We start from the raw sequence: 17,035 nt of genomic DNA on the forward strand, positions 1-17,035 counted from the left end.
ACCCCAAGGAACCGGCTAAAACCGCTTGAGACGGCAAAAGTGAGATGTAGTTGTTAAATGCAAGTGACGAATTTTGTGAGTCCTGCCGGGTCACATCGGACGCGGAGGGCAGCTCAATGTGCAAATTGGGTCACATTTTTTGGCGCGACCCGCTCCCTGGGGCCTTAAGTTTTTCGTCAGGCAGGTCGATATACCGCCCCGATGTAAAGCACGCTTGACACGCCTGGGCGGTCGGCCTAGCCTTGTGTCAAGTTGGCTTGACATGTGGCGGGGAGGCGGCATGGAACGCGTGGCAGCGAAAGGCGGTGCGCCGTGAGCGCGCCGGGTTGGTGGGGTATGGCAGGGCGCATCGCGCCCATGACCGGCTGGCCCGCCTGGGGGCGGTGGCTCGCGGTTGCCCTTCTTTATGCGTGGCTGACCGCCGGCTTCTGGCTGATGTTCACCGGCGGTCCTGGCCTGCGCCTGCTGGGCCTGGCGATGTTCGCCGCGGGACTGCCCTTGCTGGCGCACAGCGGGCGCGTGCTGATGCGCGAGCGCAGCCGAGCCGCCGACCGTCGCTACGTGCGCGAGTTCATGCCGGCCATGCTGCTGTACGTGGTGGTCATGCTGTATGTGTGGCCCCTGCAGAAGGGCATGCCGCCGGGCGGGCTGAAGGCGGCGATCGTGCTGTCGCCCATGCTGCCCATCGTCTGGGTCATCTGGGCCTCCATCCGCTACGTGCTGGCCAGCGACGAGCTGGAGCGCCGGCAGCACCTGGAGGCGCTCGCCATCGGTGTGTCGCTGGTGAGCGTGGCGAGCCTGGCGCTGGGTTTTCTCAGCGCGGCCAAGCTGATCGTGCTGGACGCCTCGCTTGTGCTGCTCATGGTGTATCCCGCCATCTGCATCACCTACGGCGTCACCCGCTGCCTTCTGATCAGCTGTGCCCGCAACGAATGATCAACCGCGTCCGTGAACTGCGCGCCGATCGTGGCTGGTCGCAAGCCGACCTGGCCGAGCGTCTGGACGTCTCGCGCCAGACGGTGAACGCCATCGAGACAGGCAAGTACGATCCCAGCCTGCCACTGGCATTCAAGATCGCGCGGCTGTTCGGTCTTTCCATCGAATCGATCTTCGAACCGGAACCGCAGGCGGCGACGCCGATGGTTTCGCGACATCCAATGGAGTGAGGGGAAAACACCCATGGCAATCCAAGGCCGAACCGCCTTTCGCATCGGCATCGTGGTCATCGCGCTGTCCGTGCTGGGCTGGAAGCACTTCCATCAACAGGCGAACACCGTGGCCGACGCGGGTACCGCAGCGCGCGCACCGACCTCAGCACCCGCCAAACCGCAGACCTGGACGCTGGGCTCGCTCACGCTGACGCCGTGCGAACTGGGCCAACCCAACAGCGGGTTGTCCACGGCCGCGTGGTGTGCGCCGTTCGAGGTGGCGGAGAACCGCGACGATCCCAGCAGCCGCAAGATCCACCTCAAGCTGGCGGTGATCCGCAGCAGCGCGCAGGTGGCCAGCAAGGACATGCTGGTGATGCTGGCAGGCGGCCCTGGCCAGGCGGCCACCGAATCGTGGCCGGGCGTATCGACGGCCTTGCAGCCGTTGACCCAGCACCGCCACGTGCTGCTGCTCGACCAGCGCGGCACCGGCGGCTCCAACCCGCTCACCTGCAAGGACGAAGGCGAAGGCACGGAAGGCGGTTCCGAAGACATCGATGCCAGCCCCGAACGGCAGAAGCAGGAAACCGAACGCTGCCTCAAGCAGATCGAAAGCAAGGCCGATCCGCGCTACTACACCACCACCATCGCCGCGCAGGATCTGGAGGACGTGCGCAAGGCGCTCGGTTCGCCCACGTTCGATCTGGTGGGCGTGTCCTACGGCACGCGCATGGCGCAGCAGTACGCGATGCACTATCCCAAGGCCGTGCGCAGTCTCGTGCTCGACGGCGTGGTGCCCAACGAGCTGGTGCTGGGCGAAGACTTCGCGCGCAACCTCGATGACGCACTGAAGGCGCAGTTCGCGCAATGCTCCGCCGCCGAGGCCTGCCGCAAGCGCTTCAACGATCCCTATCAGACGCTCTACCAGTTGCGCGATGCATTGCGCGCCAATCCGCACAAGGTGAGCTTCCGCGATCCGCAGAACTACCAGAGCGTGCAGCGCACCTTGAGCGAATACTCCTTGGCCAGCGTGGTGCGCATGTTCGCGTACTCGCCGCTCACCGCTGCGCTCTTGCCGCTGTCCATCGATGCGGCGGCGCATGGCGATGTCGGTCCGCTGCTGGGCCAGGCCAAGCTGCTTTCCGGCGACTTGTCCGACACCATGAACGGCGGCATGCAGCTCGCCGTGATCTGCAGCGAAGACGCCGACCTGCTGACCCCGCGCGAGGAAGACGCCCGCACCATCCTCGGCACGCGCATGGTCGACACGCTGCGCAACACCTGCTCCGTGTGGCCCAAGGGCACGCGTCCGGCGAACTTCCATGAGCCGCTGAAAACCGATGTGCCGGTGCTGTTGTTCTCCGGTCAGTTCGATCCCGTCACGCCGCCGCGCTATGGCGACCAGGTGGCGAAGAACCTGGCCAACGCGCGCCACCTCGTGCTCACCGGCCAGGGCCACAACGTGATCAACACCGGTTGCGCGCCGCAGCTGGTGAAGCACTTCATCGAAGACCTCAACCCGAAAGCGCTGGATGCGAGCTGTCTGGAGCGCATCCAGCCGACGCCGACGTTCATCGATTTCAATGGAGCGACGCCATGATCGAGGTAAAGGATTTGCACAAGGCGTTTGGCGCTGTAAAGGCGGTGGACGGCGTCAGCTTCAAGGCACGCGACGGCGAGATCACCGGCCTGCTCGGCCCCAACGGCGCCGGCAAGACCACCACGCTGCGCATGCTCTACACGCTGATGACACCCGACCGTGGCCAGGTAATCGTGGATGGCATCGATGCTGCGCAGGACGCACTGGCTGTGCGCCGCGAACTGGGCGTGCTGCCCGATGCGCGCGGCCTGTACAAGCGCCTCACCGCACGCGAGAACATCGACTACTTCGCCCGCCTGCACGGCCTGCCGGAAGACCTGATGGCCAATCGCCGCGAGGCCCTGGTGAACGCGCTGGACATGGTCGGTTTTGCCGACCGCCGCACCGAAGGTTTTTCGCAGGGCCAGCGCGTGAAGACGGCGATTGCCCGCGCGCTCATCCACGATCCGCGCAACGTCATTCTCGACGAGCCCACCAACGGCCTCGACGTGATGGCCACGCGCGCACTGCGCCAGTTCATGCAACACCTGAAAAACGAGGGGCGCTGCGTGCTGTTTTCCAGCCACATCATGCAGGAGGTGGGCGCGCTGTGCGACCGCGTCGTGGTGATCGCCAACGGACGCGTGGTGGCTGATGAATCGCCGGCCGCACTGCGCGAACAAACGGGCGAAGCCAACCTCGAGGACGCCTTCGTGAAGATCATCGGCAGCGAAGAGGGCCTGGCCGCATGAACATGAAAACCGTCACGCCCATCGCACGTACCCGCGCCTTCGCCACGGTCTTCCTGAAGGAAGTGCGCGAGAACCTGCGCGACCGGCGCACCATCACCAGTGCCTTCCTCACCGGCCCGTTGCTGGGGCCCATCATCATGGTGATGCTGCTCAACATCACGCTCAACCGGCAGCTCGACAAGGCCGAGAACCCGTTGCCCGTGCCGGTGAGCGGCGCCGAATACGCACCCAACCTCATCAACGCATTGAAGGCCGAAGGCATCGTGCCGCGGCCGGCCATTGCCAATCCCGAGCTGGCCGTGCGCAAGCAGGATGCCGATGTGGTGCTGCGCATCTCGCCTGACTACGCCACCGCGTGGCGCAAGGGCGAAGCGGTGCAGGTGGAGCTGATCTACGACTCCTCGCAACGCGATGCCAATGCATCGGTGGAACGCCTGTCGAACGTGGTGGAAACCTACGCGCGCCAACAGGGCGCGATGCGCCTGGTGTCGCGCGGCTTGTCGCCAAGCACGGCATGGCCGGTGGTGGCCGCCAAGCGCGACCAGGCCACGGCGCAGGCGCGCGCTGCACTGGTGTTTTCGATCCTGCCTTACTTCTTCGTGCTCACCGTGTTCATGGGCGGCATGTATCTGGCGATCGACCTTACCGCGGGCGAACGCGAACGCCAGTCGCTGGAACCGCTGTTCGCCAACCCGGTGCCGCGCTGGAAGATCCTGGCCGGCAAGCTCGCGGCGATCTGCACGTTTTCGGCGGCGAGCCTGCTGATCAGCCTGGTGGCCTTCGGTGTGGTGGGGCGTTTCGTTCCCACGGAAAAACTGGGCATGGAGCTCGACCTCGGCCTTCGGTTCAGTGGACAGGTATTGCTGCTGATGCTGCCGCTGATCGTGCTGCTGGCGGCGTTGCAGTCGATGGTGGCCGCGTTCGCCAAGAGTTATCGCGAAGCGCAGATGTATGTGTCGCTGCTGATGTTCGTGCCGATCCTGCCGAGCATCCTGCTCTCCACCATGCCGATCAAGGCGCAGGGATGGATGTATGCGGTGCCGCTGCTGGGCCAGCACCTGGGCATCATGCAATTGCTGCGCGGCGATGGCGTAACGGCCGAGCAACTTGGCTTGTGTCTGATCGGTAGCCTGGCTGCGTCGGTGCTTGGAGTGCTGGTGACGGCGCGCTTGTATCAGTCCGAGCGGTTGGCGATTTCGGGGTGAGACGGATGCTCGTCATTCCGGCCTGCGCCGGAATGATGACCGGGAGAGGCATCGCCGAGTAGGTCTCGCGCTACCATTGGGCTTTCCTCTCATCGAGAAAGCCCATGCGCCGCCACCTGCTTGCCTTGAGTCTCATCGCCATCCTGGCCGGCTGCAGCTCGCACGACAACAACGCGCCTGCCGCTGCGTCTTCCGCTCCGGCGCCCGCGAGCACTGCGCCCGTGGTGCCGCCGCCGTCCACCGATGCCGACATCGCCGCACAGCGCATGGCCAACTACGCCTCGGTAAAACTCACCGCCGACCTCTCCGGCTTCGACGACAAGCAGAAGCAGATGATCGCGTTGCTGATCCAGGCAGCCGACGTCACCAACGACATCTACTGGCAGCAGTCGTGGGGCGACAAGGCCGCGTTGATGGCGCGCATTCCCGACGAGGTCACGCGCCGTTTCGCCGAGATCAACTACGGGCCGTGGGATCGCCTGGACAACGACCAGCCGTTCGTCGCCGGCGTGGGTCCGCGTCCGCTGGGTGCGCAGTTCTATCCGGCCGACATGACCAAGGACGAATTCGACAAGTCGGACCTCAAGGACAAGGCAGGCCTGTACACGCTGTTGCGTCGTGACGCGCAGAACCAGTTGGTGGTGGTGCCTTACCACCAGGCGTACCAGGCCGATCTGCAGCGCGCGGCCAGCTTGTTGCGCCAGGCGGCGGAGCTGTCGGCCGACAAGGATTTCGCCGGCTACCTGAAGAAGCGCGCCGACGCCTTGCTGAGCGACGACTATCAGCCCAGCGACTTCGCGTGGATGTCGATGAAGAACAACCCGGTCGACATCGTGATCGGCCCCATCGAAACCTACGAAGACCAACTGTTCGGCTACAAGGCCAGCTACGAAAGCTACGTGCTGGTGAAGGACCAGGCGTGGAGCGCCAAGCTCGCGCGCTTCGCCAAGTACCTGCCGGAGCTGCAGCGCGAGCTGCCGGTGCAGGACAAGTACAAGGCCGAGAAGCCGGGCTCCGATGCCGACCTCAACGCCTATTTCGCCGTGTACTACGCGGGCGACGCCAACGTCGGCGCCAAGACCATCGCCATCAATCTTCCCAATGACGAGGAAGTGCAGCTGAAGAAGGGCACGCGCCGCCTGCAGCTGGAAAACGTGATGCAGGCGAAGTTCGACAAGATCATGCTGCCCATCGCGAAGGAACTGATCGCCGACGATCAGCAGTCGCACCTCACCTTCGATGCGTTCTTCGAAAACACCATGTTCCACGAAGTGGCGCATGGCCTGGGCATCAAGAACACGCTCAACGACAAGGGCATGGTGCGCACGGCGCTGAAGGATCAGGCGTCGAGCTTCGAGGAAGGCAAGGCCGACATCCTCGGCCTCTACATGGTCACCAAGCTCGCGGACAAGGGCGAGCTGGACAAGGCCAAGCTGATGGACAACTACGTCACCTTCCTCGCCGGCATCCTGCGCTCGGTGCGGTTCGGCGCCAGTGACGCGCATGCGAAGGCGAACATGGTGCGCTTCAACTTCTTCCAGCAGCAGGGCGCCTTCACGCGCGACGCCGCCACCGGCCGCTATCGCGTCGACTTCGACAAGATGACGGCGGCGATGAATGCACTCTCGGCCAAGCTGCTCACCATCCAGGGCGACGGCGACTACGACGCGGCCAAGAAACTCACCGACACCATGGGCAATGTCGACGCCACGCTGGCCGGCGACCTCAAGCGCCTGGACGAGGCGAAGATTCCGGTGGACGTCACCTTCGAGCAGGGGCTGGATGTGTTGGGTTTGTCCAAGCCCTGAGAGAAAAGGGGCGCATGAAGAAAACTTCATGCGCCGCCGGTTGAACCTGCGCAGTGCCGGTCGTAGAAAGGAACGACTGACCACTTTCGCAGGGAGCGTTGCCATGACGATGGGCAAGGGTTGGATGCAGGGCTTGGCCTCGGTGGCACTGCTCGTCGGTGCAAGCGTCGCCGTGGCCGGCGCAAACAAGGACACGCAGGCAGCCGAGCGTGAGGCCTATGTGAAAGCAGCCGGCCATGCGGTGGCCGGCATTCCCGACACGGCCCGGATCACCAGCGTGGATTCGCTGGGCGATCATCGCGTGGCCTTCTACACGGTCGATGGTTCCCACAAGGACGTGTGGTTGGTCACTACCAACGAGAGCTGCGCGCAACCCATGCTTTCGGGCAACCGCATCGTGTCGCTCGCATCGGGCGCAATGCAGGATTGCCAGTCCGTCGCGATACAGGCCATCGACAAGCGAGACCTGGCTTCGCGATTGCGCGCGCTGCCGCACGGGTCGTCAGCCCCGCATGTCGACGCACCCGCAGACACGACGGACCTGCGCTTCTACACCGTATTCCGCACGAATGCGATGACCGACGGCGGCCGCACGCAATAACCGTGGGTTAGCGGGGCGCGAGGTCGCGCATCGTCATGGTGAGCTCGCGCCCGTCGGCCAGTTTCAGCGTCAATGGTGCGCCCTCCGGCAGATGCATGCTCAACTCGCGCAACGCGCCAAAGCTCAGCTCGCCTGATGGTTTTCCATCGGCAGACACGATGGCGTCACCCTGTTTCAACCCGGCCTGCTGTGCGGGGCTGCCCGGCATCACGTTGATCACGTTGAAGCGGTCGGGATGCTCCTGGGTCTTTTCGGCGCGGAAGCCGGCCATGCCGTAGTGCCACACGGGCACGGGGTTGCGCGGCATCAGCACCATCTGCTGGCGCCGGTAGTCAAAGTGCACGTTGAAGCGCGCCAGCACGTCCTGCCCGATGTTGCCCGCTTCGCTGGGGTTGCCGGTGGCGCCGGCATCGGTGCGCGTGAGCATCGCGGCGACGTTGTCCATGCGCTGCGTTCCCAGCGTGAGCTCTTTGGCATGGGCAACATGCGCGGTGAAAAGGCCGCCCACGCCGCCGGTGGGAATCGGCAGGCCGGCTTCATAGCGCGCCGCAATGCCGTTGCGTCCGGCCCATTGCGGGAAGGTGAGCACGTAGCCGGCGTTGCCGGTATCGATGCCGAACATGCCGGTGTGGCCATCCAGTTGTGCCTGCACCAGCGGCATGTCGTCGGTGAAGCGCAGCGTCACCGCGTCGCCCTTCATCGCCGCAGGCGCATCGCCGATGTCGTAGGGCTGCAGGTGCAGTTGCTTGTGGTCATAGTCGAACGTGATGGCGAAGCGTTCGAACATCTCCAGGCCGAGAATGCCCGCGATCGGGGTGTCGTTGCCGCGCTCATAGAAGCTGAAGGGATAGGGCAGCACGGTAAAGGTGAGATCACGCACGTGCGCGTTGCCCAGCGCGGTGTCGTGCACCTTGGTGTACGACGTGCTCATGGTGCCGGAGCCCGAACCGCCGCTCACGCCCTGTCCCTGCGTCTGGAAGCCCATCTGCTTGGCCGCATCGGTGGTGAGGATGGCGTGCCCGCCGGTATCGAGGATGAAAGGCATGGGCGGACGTCCATCGATGCTGACGTCGACGAGCAGGATGCCGCCTTCCAGATGCATCGACGTCACCGCGTCGCGGGCGCCGTTGGCCATGGTCACGTCGTGCACCTTGCCGTCGGGGCGTTGCAGCTCGCCCTTGGGTGCGCTGCCAAGCAACTGATAGTGCTCGACCGTGTCCACGCTCTCGCCATCGGCATTGCCGGCGAGGTTGGCGCGCGAACTGCTGATGCGGAACGGCAACTGCAAGCCATCCACCGTGCGGTAGTCGCCGTAGCGTTCGGTGGCGATGAGGAACGAGGTGGCGTAGATCGCACGGTCCACACGATGCGTGGTGGGGTCGATCCACAGCGTCACCACGCGGCCATCCCTCGGCGTGGCTTCGAGGCGTTGATAGGTGCGGCCGTTGTCCTGTGCGTCGGGGAGTCGGCGGTACGTCACGGGCGCGTGCGCATCGAGAAAACCGAAGCGCCGCAACCAGCTCGCGGTGGCGGCTGCCGTGCGTGCTTCGTCCGAATCCAGCGGATGGATCATGCCCGTCACGTCTTCGCGCCACTGGCCGTTGGCGTCGATGCCCTCGGCCGTGGCGAAGACATCGTTGCGCATGCGCGTGGCGTATTGGCCGTTGCGCAAGTCCACCGTGGCCTGCCAGGGACCGGTGAGTCCGTCGCTGCTCTCTTGTCCTGAAACCCGCAGCGCGGCGACCTCATGCCAGCGAGCGCCGCCGTAGGCCTGGCGCATGCTCTCCAACAATGTGGTGCTGTCATCGGTCGAGGCGGCCAGCGCCTGGCTCATCGCACCGGCGAGCAGCAGGCCAAGCAGGGGGCGGACGGAGTGTGGCATGGGGACGTTCCTTGATCGGTTGCGCCCATGGTCGGTGCGATGGCGTATCCGGTCTAGGACGCGTGCGGCATATCAGCACGCGCGTTGCAGGCGGTGCCGATAGTCACGGGGCGTCTCTCCCGTGATGCGGCGGAACACGCGCGCGAAATGGCTCTGGTCGTTGAAGCCCGCCATGACGGCAACATCGGCGATGGAACGGTGTTCCTCGGCCAGCGACTTGCACGCAAGCGCAATGCGCAGGCCGCGCTGGTATTCGCCCACCGAGGCGCCCTTGGCGCGCTGGAAGCCGCGCGCGAGATGCGAGGGATGCACGCCCGCGAGCGCGGCCAGTTCCTGCAATGACGGCGTGGCGAGCGGATCGCCGTGCAGCCGGTCGAGCACGCGTGGCAGCCATGCCGGGCATCGATCTTCGTTGGCGCGGCAGGCGAGCGCCACCAGTTCCAGCACCGCCGATTGCAAGGCAAGCGCAGCGGCATCGTCGGTGGCGCGTAATTCGCGCACGATGCGGGCAAGCAGGCGGTCGGCGTCGGGCAATCGCAGCTGGCGATGTTCGCCGAGCAGGCGCGACACGCCATCGCTCGCCATGTCCGCAAGGAAGATGCTGATGCAGCGCGCACCTTCCGGCCCGAACCGGTTCGCGTGCCGATGGCCTTGCGGATGGGTGAGCAGCAGGCCCGGCCGGCATGCGATCTCGTCACCATCCGATTGCTGCGTGTAGCCGCCCGCGGCGACCAGGCAAAGATAGGGCTCGTCGTGTTCATGCCACGGCAGCGCACTGCCGCCCGCATACGGCGTTGCTGAAACCTGCAGGCCGCCCAGTTGGCGCAATTGCTCGGGCTGGCCGTAGTTGGTGCGCTGAAGATGCTGCATGGGAGCAGTCTAGGCCGCTGCCGTGGTGAGGCATGTGCCGTCGGTCAGGCTCGGGCGTCCAGATGCGCGTTCGCCCAGGCCGCGACGGCATCCGGGTGTTCCAGGTGCAGATGGTGACCGCCATCCATGTGCGTCACGGCGATGTCGCCCACGCAGTCCGCGCGCGCCTGCATGCGTGCGCCGGGCAAGTAAGGCGTGTCGGGCCGGGCGAGCAGCAGGGCGGTCGGCGATGCGATGCCGCGCAGGATCGCGCGCACTTGTTCTTCCGCCAATCGGATCGACGACGGACGATTGACCCGCGCGTCGCTGCGCCAGTACCAGCCGTGCTCGCTCTTGTGCAGGCCGCGCTCCACGATGGGGCGCGCCTGCTCGGCAGGCAGGCCGCTGGCCATGGTGCGTGCGCTGATGGCCATGTCGATCGAGGGAAACGCGCGCAGCGAGCGCCCCGTGGCTTCGCTGGCCATCGCATCGCGGAACTGGCGCAGCGTGTGATGGCCATCGTCGGCGATGGGACCGAGGCCTTCGATCAGCAGCAACCGATCGATGCGCTCGGGCTTGGCGGCAGCCACCATGGCAGCGATGCCCGCGCCCAGCGAATGCCCCATCAGGTGGAAACGCGCGAGTCCCAGCGCATCGATGGCGCCCAGCACCGAGCGCACGTAATCGACGAAGTGGTATTGCATGCCGGGCGGCAGGTGGTCGGAATGGCCGTGGCCCGGCAATTCCAGCGCGATCACCTGCCAGCGTTCGGCCAACAGCGGCGCCAGGCGTGCGTAGCTTCCGCCATTGTCGAGCCAGCCGTGCAGGGCCAGCAGCGGCGGCGCCTGTTCCTCACCCCACACCTGCGCGGTGAGGCGCAGGTGCGGCAGCCGTACCTCGCGTTCGACCGGCGCGCTCACGGCGTGGCGTCGCCGCGTGGTGCGAATTCTTTCCAGCCGCCCGCGTGCCGCATCACCAGCGCGGCCACGCTGTCGACCTGGTCGGGCGTGTCGTTGAGCGCGGGGATGTAGCGCAGCTCGCTGCCTCCCGCTTCGCGGAAGAAGTCGCTGTTCTGCATGGCGATTTCTTCCAGCGTTTCCAGGCAATCCACGGCGAAGCCGGGACAGGCCACGTCGAGCGTCTTCACGCCGCTGGCGGCCAGTTCGCGCACGGTGGCGTCGGTATACGGATGCAGCCACGATTCGCGACCCACGCGCGACTGGAAACTCACCAGCAGTTGCGACTCGTCGAGACCCAGCCGCTGGCGCAAGGCGTGCGTGGTGGCCTGGCACTGGTCGAAATACGGATCGCCTTCGCGCACATAGCGTTCGGGAATGCCGTGGAAGGAAAGCAGCAGCTTCTCTCCACGGCCGTGCGCTGCCCAGTGGTGCTCGATGCTGCGGGCGAGTGCGTCGATGTGTGCGGGATCGTCGTGATAGTCGTTGATCAGGCGCAATTCCGGCGGCCAGCGCAGCGATTGCATGGCGTCGGCCACGGCATCGATCACCGAGCCGGTGGAGGTGGCGGAATATTGTGGATACAGCGGCAGTACTAACAGGCGACGCACGCCTTCGCGCTGCAGCCGCGCGATCTGCGACTGCACCGAGGGTTGGCCATAACGCATCGCCAAAGCCACACGCACCGGTTCACTACATGCCTCCGACAGCTTCTCCTGCAATCGCGCCGCCAATGCCTCGCTGCCCACGCGCAACGGCGAGCCTTCGGGCGTCCAGATGCGCTGATAGGCATGCGCCGAACGGGCAGGGCGCACGCGCAGGATCACGCCGTGCAGGATCAGCCACCACAGCCAGCGCGGGTAGTCGATCACGCGTGGATCGCCCAGGAACTCGGCCAGATACGGGCGCACCGCCTTGGCCGTGGGCGCCTCCGGTGTGCCGAGGTTCACCAACAGCACTGCAGCCTGAACGGGAAGCTCTCGGGAAGTACCGGCAAGGCCGGTATAGTCATGGCTGCGTGGCATCGTGGCTCTGACGGATGAAACCGTCGCAAGTCTGCCACAAGCCGTCAAAGGCGCCGTGGCGAGGATCGCCGCAGGCAGCCTTACCGAAACCCGCTCAAGGAGTCGTCATGATCAAAACATCGCTGCACCGTCTGTTGCTCGCCTCTCTGGTTCTGCTGCTGCCGGCGATGGCCGCGCACGCCGAAGATCCGCCGCTGGTGCGCGCCCAGAACGCCGTGCGCGTGATGAACGAGATCATGGAGGCACCGGACAAGTCGATCCCGACCGACCTGCTCAAGGAAGCCAAGGCCATCGCGGTGATTCCCGACCTGCTCAAGGTGGGCTTCGTATTCGGCGGTCGCCGCGGCGAGGGACTGATCTCGGTGAAGGGTCCGGACGGCACCTGGTCCAACCCCAGCTTCATCACCATGACGGGCGGCAGCGTGGGCTTCCAGGCCGGCGCCTCGTCCACCGACGTGATCCTGGTGTTCCGCACCCAGCGCGGCGTGGACAGCATCGTCAACGGCAAATTCACGCTCGGCGCGGACGCCGCCGCGGCGGCCGGCCCGGTGGGCCGCACCGCCCAGGCCTCCACCGACAGCGACTTCAAGGCCGAGATCTACTCCTATTCCCGCTCGCGTGGCCTGTTCGCCGGCGTGGCGCTGGACGGCTCCGCCCTGCGCATCGACTACGACGCCAACGAGGCCATCTACGGCAAGGGCATCACCCCGCGCCGCATCTTCGAGGGCGGCGTGGGCAACGTGCCGACCCAGGTGGTCGATTTCAGGGATCGCCTTGAGGAGTACACTCAGCGATGATGTGGAGCGGCGGCGCGACGGCGTGACGGTTTCGTTCCGCCGCTTACATTTCCGAGGCCTGATTCAATGAGCATCACCCATCTACTTATCCTGCTGGTCGTCGTCGTGCTGATCTTCGGCACCAAGAAACTGCGCAACATCGGAGGCGACCTGGGTGGCGCCGTCCGCGACTTCAAGAAAGGCCTGGACGGCGGCGAAGAGCCCCCCAAGCCGGCCGACCCGAGCCCGAGCCTGCGCGCCGATCCGCCGCCGGCGGGCCCCGCCCAGAACCAGAACCAGCACGACACCACCGAACCCAAGTAAGGCGGCTCGCGGGTCATGATTGAGATCAGCTTCGGCAAGCTGGTATTGCTCGCGCTTGTCGCGCTGATCGTACTCGGCCCGGAAAAACTGCCGCATGCCGCGCGCACGGCCGGCGTGTTCATGCGCCGCGTGCGCACCGGCTGGGACAGCGTGCGGGCGGAAGTGGAGCGCGAACTGCAGGTGGAAGAAATCCGCCGCCAGGCCCGCGAGGCCGCCTCCAAGGCCGAAGCCGCGCAGGCTGAGCTGGACGAAACACTGCGCAAGATGCGCCCGCAGGGTGGCGCGCCGTCGAACCCGCCGGCACCGCCGGTGGCGGAACCGACGCCCGAAACCGCGGCCACCACCGCTGAGACCAAGGACGTTCCCCATGGCGGCGCCTGAACTGGAAGGCCCCGGGGCCGACGACCTCGAACAGGGCCTGTTCTCGCACCTGATGGAGCTGCGCTCGCGTCTGCTGCGCGCCATCGTGACGGTGCTGGTGGTGCTGGGCGCGCTCGTTCCGTTCGCCAACCGGCTGTACACCGAACTGGCGGCGCCGCTGGTGTCGCGCCTGCCGCAGGGCGCGCACCTGATCGCCACCGAAGTGGCCAGCCCGTTCGTGACACCGCTGAAGCTGGCGTTCTACGCGGCGCTGTTCATCAGCATGCCGATGATCGTCTACCAGCTGTGGGCATTCGTGAGCCCTGGCTTGTACCGCAATGAAAAACGCCTCGCGCGCCCGTTGCTGGTGGCGGCGCTGTTCTTGTTCTATCTCGGCTGCGCGTTCGCCTACTTCCTGGTGTTGCCGGCAGCCTTCCGCTTCCTCACGGCGGTGACGCCGCAGGGCGTGGAGATGATGACCGACATCACGCATTACCTCGATTTCGTGATGCTGATGTTCTTCGCCTTCGGCCTGTGCTTCGAGGTGCCGGTGGCGGTAGTCATCCTTGCGGCCATTGGCGTGGTGAGCCTGGAGCAACTGCGCAGCGGCCGGCGTTATGCCGTGGTGGGCGCGTTCGCCATCGCCGCCTTCATCACGCCGCCGGACATCACCTCGATGATCATGCTGGCCATTCCCATGTGCCTGCTCTACGAGCTTGGCATCCTGGCGGCGCGCTGGCTGCTGCATCCGAAGGACCAGGCGGCGTGAGCGACCCGGCTGCCCGCATCGAGGAACTGAAGACCTCGCTGCAGTTGCAGCCGCATGTCGAGGGCGGCCACTACCGCCGCTTCCATCCGCCCAAGGGTGCGGACAACGCCGGCGCTCGCCACGCGATGAGCGCCATCCACTACCTGCTCGAAGCAGGCGAATGCAGCAGCTGGCACCGCGTGGATGCGGAGGAAGCCTGGCATTTCGTGGAAGGCGAGCCGCTGGAGCTTCTGATCTATCACCCGGAAACGCATCGACTGGATCGCTGCACGCTGGGCCCTGTGCAAGGCGATACGCAGGCCATGACGGTGGTGCCGGCCGGTGCGTGGCAGGCGGCGCGGCCCCTGGGGCGGTATGCGCTGGCGACGTGCATCGTGGCGCCGGCGTTCGAGTACGAGGGGTTTGAATTGTTGGCGCAGGATGATCCGTTGGCGTCGCATTTGGCGGGGTTGGTGCCGGAGATTGGGTTCTGATTTTTGGTGGGTCGGTTGCTGATGTGATGTGGGTGGATTGGCGCTGAGCGCGCGGGATATGTGCAGCCTCGCTTTTGCTCACGGCTCGCGGCTCGCGGCTCACGGCATCACGATTCACGATTCACGATGGGCATGAGTGTCGCTTTTAGCTTGTCATTTCCGGGAAGCCCAAAGGGGGGGGGCAGGAGGCGCCTTTCAACAGCCGAAGACCTCCCGCTCGTCATTCCTGCGGAGGCAGGAGGCGCTTTTCAACAGCCGAAGGCTGGTCATCCAGTGACTTTGCACTTGGTTGGTTGTCGCGACACCGCTGACTGTTCTTTTGCAGCGCTTCCGTGACCTTGCCGCCTACGCGGCGGGCGTTTCGATCGGCTGCCGCCGCTCGAGTCACTTTTCTTTTGCTGGCCCAAAAGAAAAGTAACCCAAAGAAAATGGCCTGGAGAGCCAACGCCGGCAGCATCGTGCTGGGATAAGCCCGCACGCTTGAGGATGGTTGTGGCGGAACACCCATGGGAGGCCACGCAGCGGGTACTTCCAAGCGCTGCGCAACGCGCCCGAATCGTAGAGGACTTAAAGCGGAGCCTCGCTTCGCATCAGCTCTTGCTTTGGCTTCACTCTTACGTCCTCTCCGCGCACCCCACTTCTCCTTCTCCCCGCCGGGGAGAAGGCCGGGATGAGGGGCGGGTGCTCGCGAAAACACTACTGCTGCGAGCTTTGGCTCCTGCTCTTGGGGTCCCCGTATGACAGCGGCGGGCGGGTGGAGGAAAGCCCGCAGGGTGGCCGCAGGGATGCGGCCAGTTTTTCGACAGGACAGGGACGTCCTGTCGAAAAACCCCGGAGCCCGCACGCGAACCTTCCGTCCTACGGACGGAAGGCGCGTCATCCGGGGTGCCTTTCTCTTTGGTTACTTTCTCTTGGGCAAGCAAGAGAAAGTGACCCGGACCGCGGCAGCGGTTCGGAAGCCCGCGGCAGGCGAGCCCGATCGCGGTGACACCACAACTGGGCGACAAAACAAAAAGCCGCCCAGATAGGCGGCTTCTCGAAGTGGCCTGTCACGCCGAGCTATCCGAAGAAACCCCTCAAATCACCTGGCGCAAAGAAACCAACGCTCAGTGCTTCGTCGGCACCGCCGGCACCGGCGCCGCATACGCCCCGCGATTGAGCGCCAAGCCCTTCAACACATTCAACGCCTGCGACAACGCATAGTCCTGCGTCGCCAGCTTCGCGTTCTCCGCGCTGCCGTCGTTGTCGATGTCCTTGCTCGCCTTGGTGTCTTCGTTGGCGAGGTGGTTGGGCAGGTCGGCTTCGGAGCTCACCAGCACGGCGGCGCTGTCGGTCTTGTTCACCGCGAGGTCGGCCAGCGCAATGTCCGGCTTGATGCCTTCAGCCTGGATCGAGGTGCCGTTGGGCGTGTAGTAGCGCGCGGTGGTGATCTTCACCGCGTGGTCGTTGTCCAGTGGCAGCACGGTCTGCACCACGCCCTTGCCGAAGGTGCGGCGGCCGATGATGAGGGCGCGGTGGTTGTCCTTCAGCGCGCCGGAAACGATCTCCGCCGCGGAGGCCGTGCCGTTGTCCACCAGCACCACCATCGGTGCGCCATTAAGCAGGTCGCCGGAGTGGGCCTCGAAGCTGAGGTTGGAATCCTGCAGGCGGCCGCGCGTGGTCACGATGGTGCCGGAGTTGAGGAAGTCGTCGCTTACGCCCACGGCGGCGGTGAGCAGGCCGCCCGGGTTGGAACGCAGGTCGAGGATGGCGCCCTTCTGCGGACCGTTCTTGCGGATCAGTTCGCCGAGCTTCTTCTCAAGATCCGGCGCGGTATCGTCCTGGAACTGACTGACGCGGATGTATGCGTAGCCCGGCTCGATCTCGCGCGTCTTCACGCTGGTGACGGAGATCTTTTCGCGCACCAGCGGCATGTCGATGGGCTTGTCGCTCTTCTCGTGCAGGATGGTGAGCGTGACTTTGCTGCCCGGGTCGCCGCGCAACGCCTTGAACATGTCGTCGATGTTCTCCGGGTCCACCACCTTGCCGTCGATCTTCACGATGGTGTCGCCGGGCTTGATGCCGGCGCGTGAGGCGGGCGTGTCGTCGATGGGGGCCACGATGCGCAGCGTGCCGTCCACCTGCAGCACTTCGATGCCGAGGCCGCCGTACTGGCCGGTGGTGTCCTCGTTGAGTTCGGCCAGGCCGTCCTTGTCGAGGTATTCGCTGTGCGGATCCAGGCCGCTCAGCATGCCGCTGATGGCGGCCTTCATGATGGTCTTGTTGTCCACCGGCTCCACGTACGCCTGGCGAACGATTTCATACACGCGGCTGAAGTTGCGCACGTCGTCCAGGTCCACGCGGTCGGGCACGGACGAGGCCGCGGCCGGCGCGGTGCTGGCCGGCTTCTTGGCGCCACTGCTCTGCGCTGGCGCGGTCTGGGCCAGTGCCAGCGGCGCCGCCAACAGCAGGGCGGCCAGGCTCAAGGGGGAAAACCGCATGGATGGGGGACTCCGGTGAAGCGGTGGGGGCGTGCCCGGCAGCGGGCC

The 17,035-nt window shown here is 65.5% G+C and carries 17 protein-coding genes; 12 read left to right on the top strand and 5 right to left on the bottom strand.

Annotated features, from left to right (window positions below; all coding sequences use genetic code 11):
- Nucleotides 1-312 precede the first annotated feature (312 nt).
- The 7 genes from ABIC75_RS15185 to ABIC75_RS15215 all read left to right on the top strand — a co-directional run bounded on the left by ABIC75_RS15185 (nt 313) and on the right by ABIC75_RS15215 (nt 7,093).
- The gene (locus ABIC75_RS15185; protein WP_354014718.1) at nt 313-936 is read left to right on the top strand and encodes a hypothetical protein; all 624 of its coding nucleotides are present in this window, start codon (nt 313-315) and stop codon (nt 934-936) included.
- A complete protein-coding gene (locus ABIC75_RS15190; RefSeq protein WP_354014719.1) occupies nt 933-1,166 on the top strand; it encodes a helix-turn-helix transcriptional regulator in 234 nt (77 codons plus the stop codon). Before ABIC75_RS15185 ends, ABIC75_RS15190 begins: the two co-directional genes overlap by 4 nt.
- A 13-nt stretch (nt 1,167-1,179) precedes the next feature.
- The gene (locus ABIC75_RS15195) at nt 1,180-2,748 is read left to right on the top strand and encodes an alpha/beta hydrolase (RefSeq protein ID WP_354014720.1); all 1,569 of its coding nucleotides are present in this window, start codon (nt 1,180-1,182) and stop codon (nt 2,746-2,748) included.
- Nucleotides 2,745-3,479 carry an ABC transporter ATP-binding protein gene (locus tag ABIC75_RS15200; protein ID WP_354014721.1) on the top strand — a complete coding sequence of 245 codons (735 nt, stop codon included), beginning with the start codon at nt 2,745-2,747 and terminating at the stop codon, nt 3,477-3,479. Before ABIC75_RS15195 ends, ABIC75_RS15200 begins: the two co-directional genes overlap by 4 nt.
- A 2-nt stretch (nt 3,480-3,481) precedes the next feature.
- Nucleotides 3,482-4,684 carry an ABC transporter permease gene (locus tag ABIC75_RS15205; RefSeq protein WP_436407935.1) on the top strand — a complete coding sequence of 401 codons (1,203 nt, stop codon included), beginning with the start codon at nt 3,482-3,484 and terminating at the stop codon, nt 4,682-4,684.
- A gap of 104 nt (nt 4,685-4,788) precedes the next feature.
- Nucleotides 4,789-6,492 (top strand): dipeptidyl-peptidase 3 family protein, encoded by a 1,704-nt coding sequence (locus ABIC75_RS15210; RefSeq protein ID WP_354014723.1) that lies wholly within the window; start codon nt 4,789-4,791, stop codon nt 6,490-6,492.
- Nucleotides 6,493-6,595: 103 nt separating this feature from the next.
- Nucleotides 6,596-7,093: a hypothetical protein gene (locus tag ABIC75_RS15215; protein ID WP_354014724.1), complete on the top strand. Its 498-nt coding sequence runs from the start codon at nt 6,596-6,598 to the stop codon at nt 7,091-7,093.
- Nucleotides 7,094-7,100: 7 nt separating this feature from the next.
- Here ABIC75_RS15215 and ABIC75_RS15220 read toward each other — a convergent pair whose 3' ends face one another.
- From ABIC75_RS15220 to hemH, 4 genes are all read right to left on the bottom strand, one after another.
- Nucleotides 7,101-8,975 carry an aspartyl protease family protein gene (locus tag ABIC75_RS15220; protein WP_354014725.1) on the bottom strand — a complete coding sequence of 625 codons (1,875 nt, stop codon included), beginning with the start codon at nt 8,973-8,975 and terminating at the stop codon, nt 7,101-7,103.
- 72 nt (nt 8,976-9,047) lie between these two features.
- Nucleotides 9,048-9,845, bottom strand: coding sequence for an AraC family transcriptional regulator (locus tag ABIC75_RS15225; RefSeq protein ID WP_354014726.1), 798 nt, complete (start codon nt 9,843-9,845; stop codon nt 9,048-9,050).
- Nucleotides 9,846-9,889: 44 nt separating this feature from the next.
- Nucleotides 9,890-10,744: an alpha/beta fold hydrolase gene (locus ABIC75_RS15230; protein ID WP_354014727.1), complete on the bottom strand. Its 855-nt coding sequence runs from the start codon at nt 10,742-10,744 to the stop codon at nt 9,890-9,892.
- The gene (hemH, locus tag ABIC75_RS15235) at nt 10,741-11,805 is read right to left on the bottom strand and encodes a ferrochelatase (RefSeq protein WP_354014728.1); all 1,065 of its coding nucleotides are present in this window, start codon (nt 11,803-11,805) and stop codon (nt 10,741-10,743) included. The genes ABIC75_RS15230 and hemH overlap by 4 nt, the downstream gene beginning before the upstream one ends.
- 107 nt (nt 11,806-11,912) lie before the next feature.
- Between hemH and ABIC75_RS15240 the strand changes: the two genes are divergently transcribed.
- The 5 genes from ABIC75_RS15240 to ABIC75_RS15260 all read left to right on the top strand — a co-directional run bounded on the left by ABIC75_RS15240 (nt 11,913) and on the right by ABIC75_RS15260 (nt 14,507).
- The gene (locus ABIC75_RS15240) at nt 11,913-12,602 is read left to right on the top strand and encodes a lipid-binding SYLF domain-containing protein (RefSeq protein ID WP_354014729.1); all 690 of its coding nucleotides are present in this window, start codon (nt 11,913-11,915) and stop codon (nt 12,600-12,602) included.
- Nucleotides 12,603-12,668: 66 nt separating this feature from the next.
- On the top strand, nt 12,669-12,905 hold the full coding sequence (gene tatA, locus ABIC75_RS15245; RefSeq protein WP_354014730.1) for a twin-arginine translocase TatA/TatE family subunit: 237 nt from the start codon (nt 12,669-12,671) through the stop codon (nt 12,903-12,905).
- A gap of 15 nt (nt 12,906-12,920) precedes the next feature.
- Complete coding sequence (gene tatB / locus ABIC75_RS15250) at nt 12,921-13,286, top strand: Sec-independent protein translocase protein TatB (RefSeq protein ID WP_354014731.1); 366 nt, start codon at nt 12,921-12,923, stop codon at nt 13,284-13,286.
- Complete coding sequence (gene tatC / locus ABIC75_RS15255) at nt 13,273-14,034, top strand: twin-arginine translocase subunit TatC (protein ID WP_354014732.1); 762 nt, start codon at nt 13,273-13,275, stop codon at nt 14,032-14,034. Before tatB ends, tatC begins: the two co-directional genes overlap by 14 nt.
- Nucleotides 14,031-14,507: a cupin domain-containing protein gene (locus ABIC75_RS15260; RefSeq protein ID WP_354014733.1), complete on the top strand. Its 477-nt coding sequence runs from the start codon at nt 14,031-14,033 to the stop codon at nt 14,505-14,507. Before tatC ends, ABIC75_RS15260 begins: the two co-directional genes overlap by 4 nt.
- Before the next feature lie 1,106 nt (nt 14,508-15,613).
- Here ABIC75_RS15260 and ABIC75_RS15265 read toward each other — a convergent pair.
- The gene (locus ABIC75_RS15265) at nt 15,614-16,987 is read right to left on the bottom strand and encodes a S41 family peptidase (RefSeq protein ID WP_354014734.1); all 1,374 of its coding nucleotides are present in this window, start codon (nt 16,985-16,987) and stop codon (nt 15,614-15,616) included.
- Nucleotides 16,988-17,035: the final 48 nt, after the last annotated feature.

Origin of the sequence: Dyella japonica (assembly GCF_040545895.1) — a bacterium.
Lineage (GTDB): Bacteria > Pseudomonadota > Gammaproteobacteria > Xanthomonadales > Rhodanobacteraceae > Dyella > Dyella japonica_D.

Excerpts from the sequence above, each read along its gene's own strand:
- ABIC75_RS15190 (WP_354014719.1), top strand. The coding sequence starts at position 933 with ATGATCAACCGCGTCCGTGAACTGCGCGCCGATCGTGGCTGGTCGCAA.
- ABIC75_RS15195 (WP_354014720.1), top strand. The coding sequence starts at position 1,180 with ATGGCAATCCAAGGCCGAACCGCCTTTCGCATCGGCATCGTGGTCATC.
- ABIC75_RS15200 (WP_354014721.1), top strand. The coding sequence starts at position 2,745 with ATGATCGAGGTAAAGGATTTGCACAAGGCGTTTGGCGCTGTAAAGGCG.
- ABIC75_RS15205 (WP_436407935.1), top strand. The coding sequence starts at position 3,482 with ATGAAAACCGTCACGCCCATCGCACGTACCCGCGCCTTCGCCACGGTC.
- ABIC75_RS15210 (WP_354014723.1), top strand. The coding sequence starts at position 4,789 with ATGCGCCGCCACCTGCTTGCCTTGAGTCTCATCGCCATCCTGGCCGGC.
- ABIC75_RS15215 (WP_354014724.1), top strand. The coding sequence starts at position 6,596 with ATGACGATGGGCAAGGGTTGGATGCAGGGCTTGGCCTCGGTGGCACTG.
- ABIC75_RS15220 (WP_354014725.1), bottom strand. The coding sequence starts at position 8,975 with ATGCCACACTCCGTCCGCCCCCTGCTTGGCCTGCTGCTCGCCGGTGCG.
- ABIC75_RS15225 (WP_354014726.1), bottom strand. The coding sequence starts at position 9,845 with ATGCAGCATCTTCAGCGCACCAACTACGGCCAGCCCGAGCAATTGCGC.
- hemH (WP_354014728.1), bottom strand. The coding sequence starts at position 11,805 with ATGCCACGCAGCCATGACTATACCGGCCTTGCCGGTACTTCCCGAGAG.
- ABIC75_RS15240 (WP_354014729.1), top strand. The coding sequence starts at position 11,913 with ATGATCAAAACATCGCTGCACCGTCTGTTGCTCGCCTCTCTGGTTCTG.
- tatA (WP_354014730.1), top strand. The coding sequence starts at position 12,669 with ATGAGCATCACCCATCTACTTATCCTGCTGGTCGTCGTCGTGCTGATC.
- tatB (WP_354014731.1), top strand. The coding sequence starts at position 12,921 with ATGATTGAGATCAGCTTCGGCAAGCTGGTATTGCTCGCGCTTGTCGCG.
- tatC (WP_354014732.1), top strand. The coding sequence starts at position 13,273 with ATGGCGGCGCCTGAACTGGAAGGCCCCGGGGCCGACGACCTCGAACAG.
- ABIC75_RS15265 (WP_354014734.1), bottom strand. The coding sequence starts at position 16,987 with ATGCGGTTTTCCCCCTTGAGCCTGGCCGCCCTGCTGTTGGCGGCGCCG.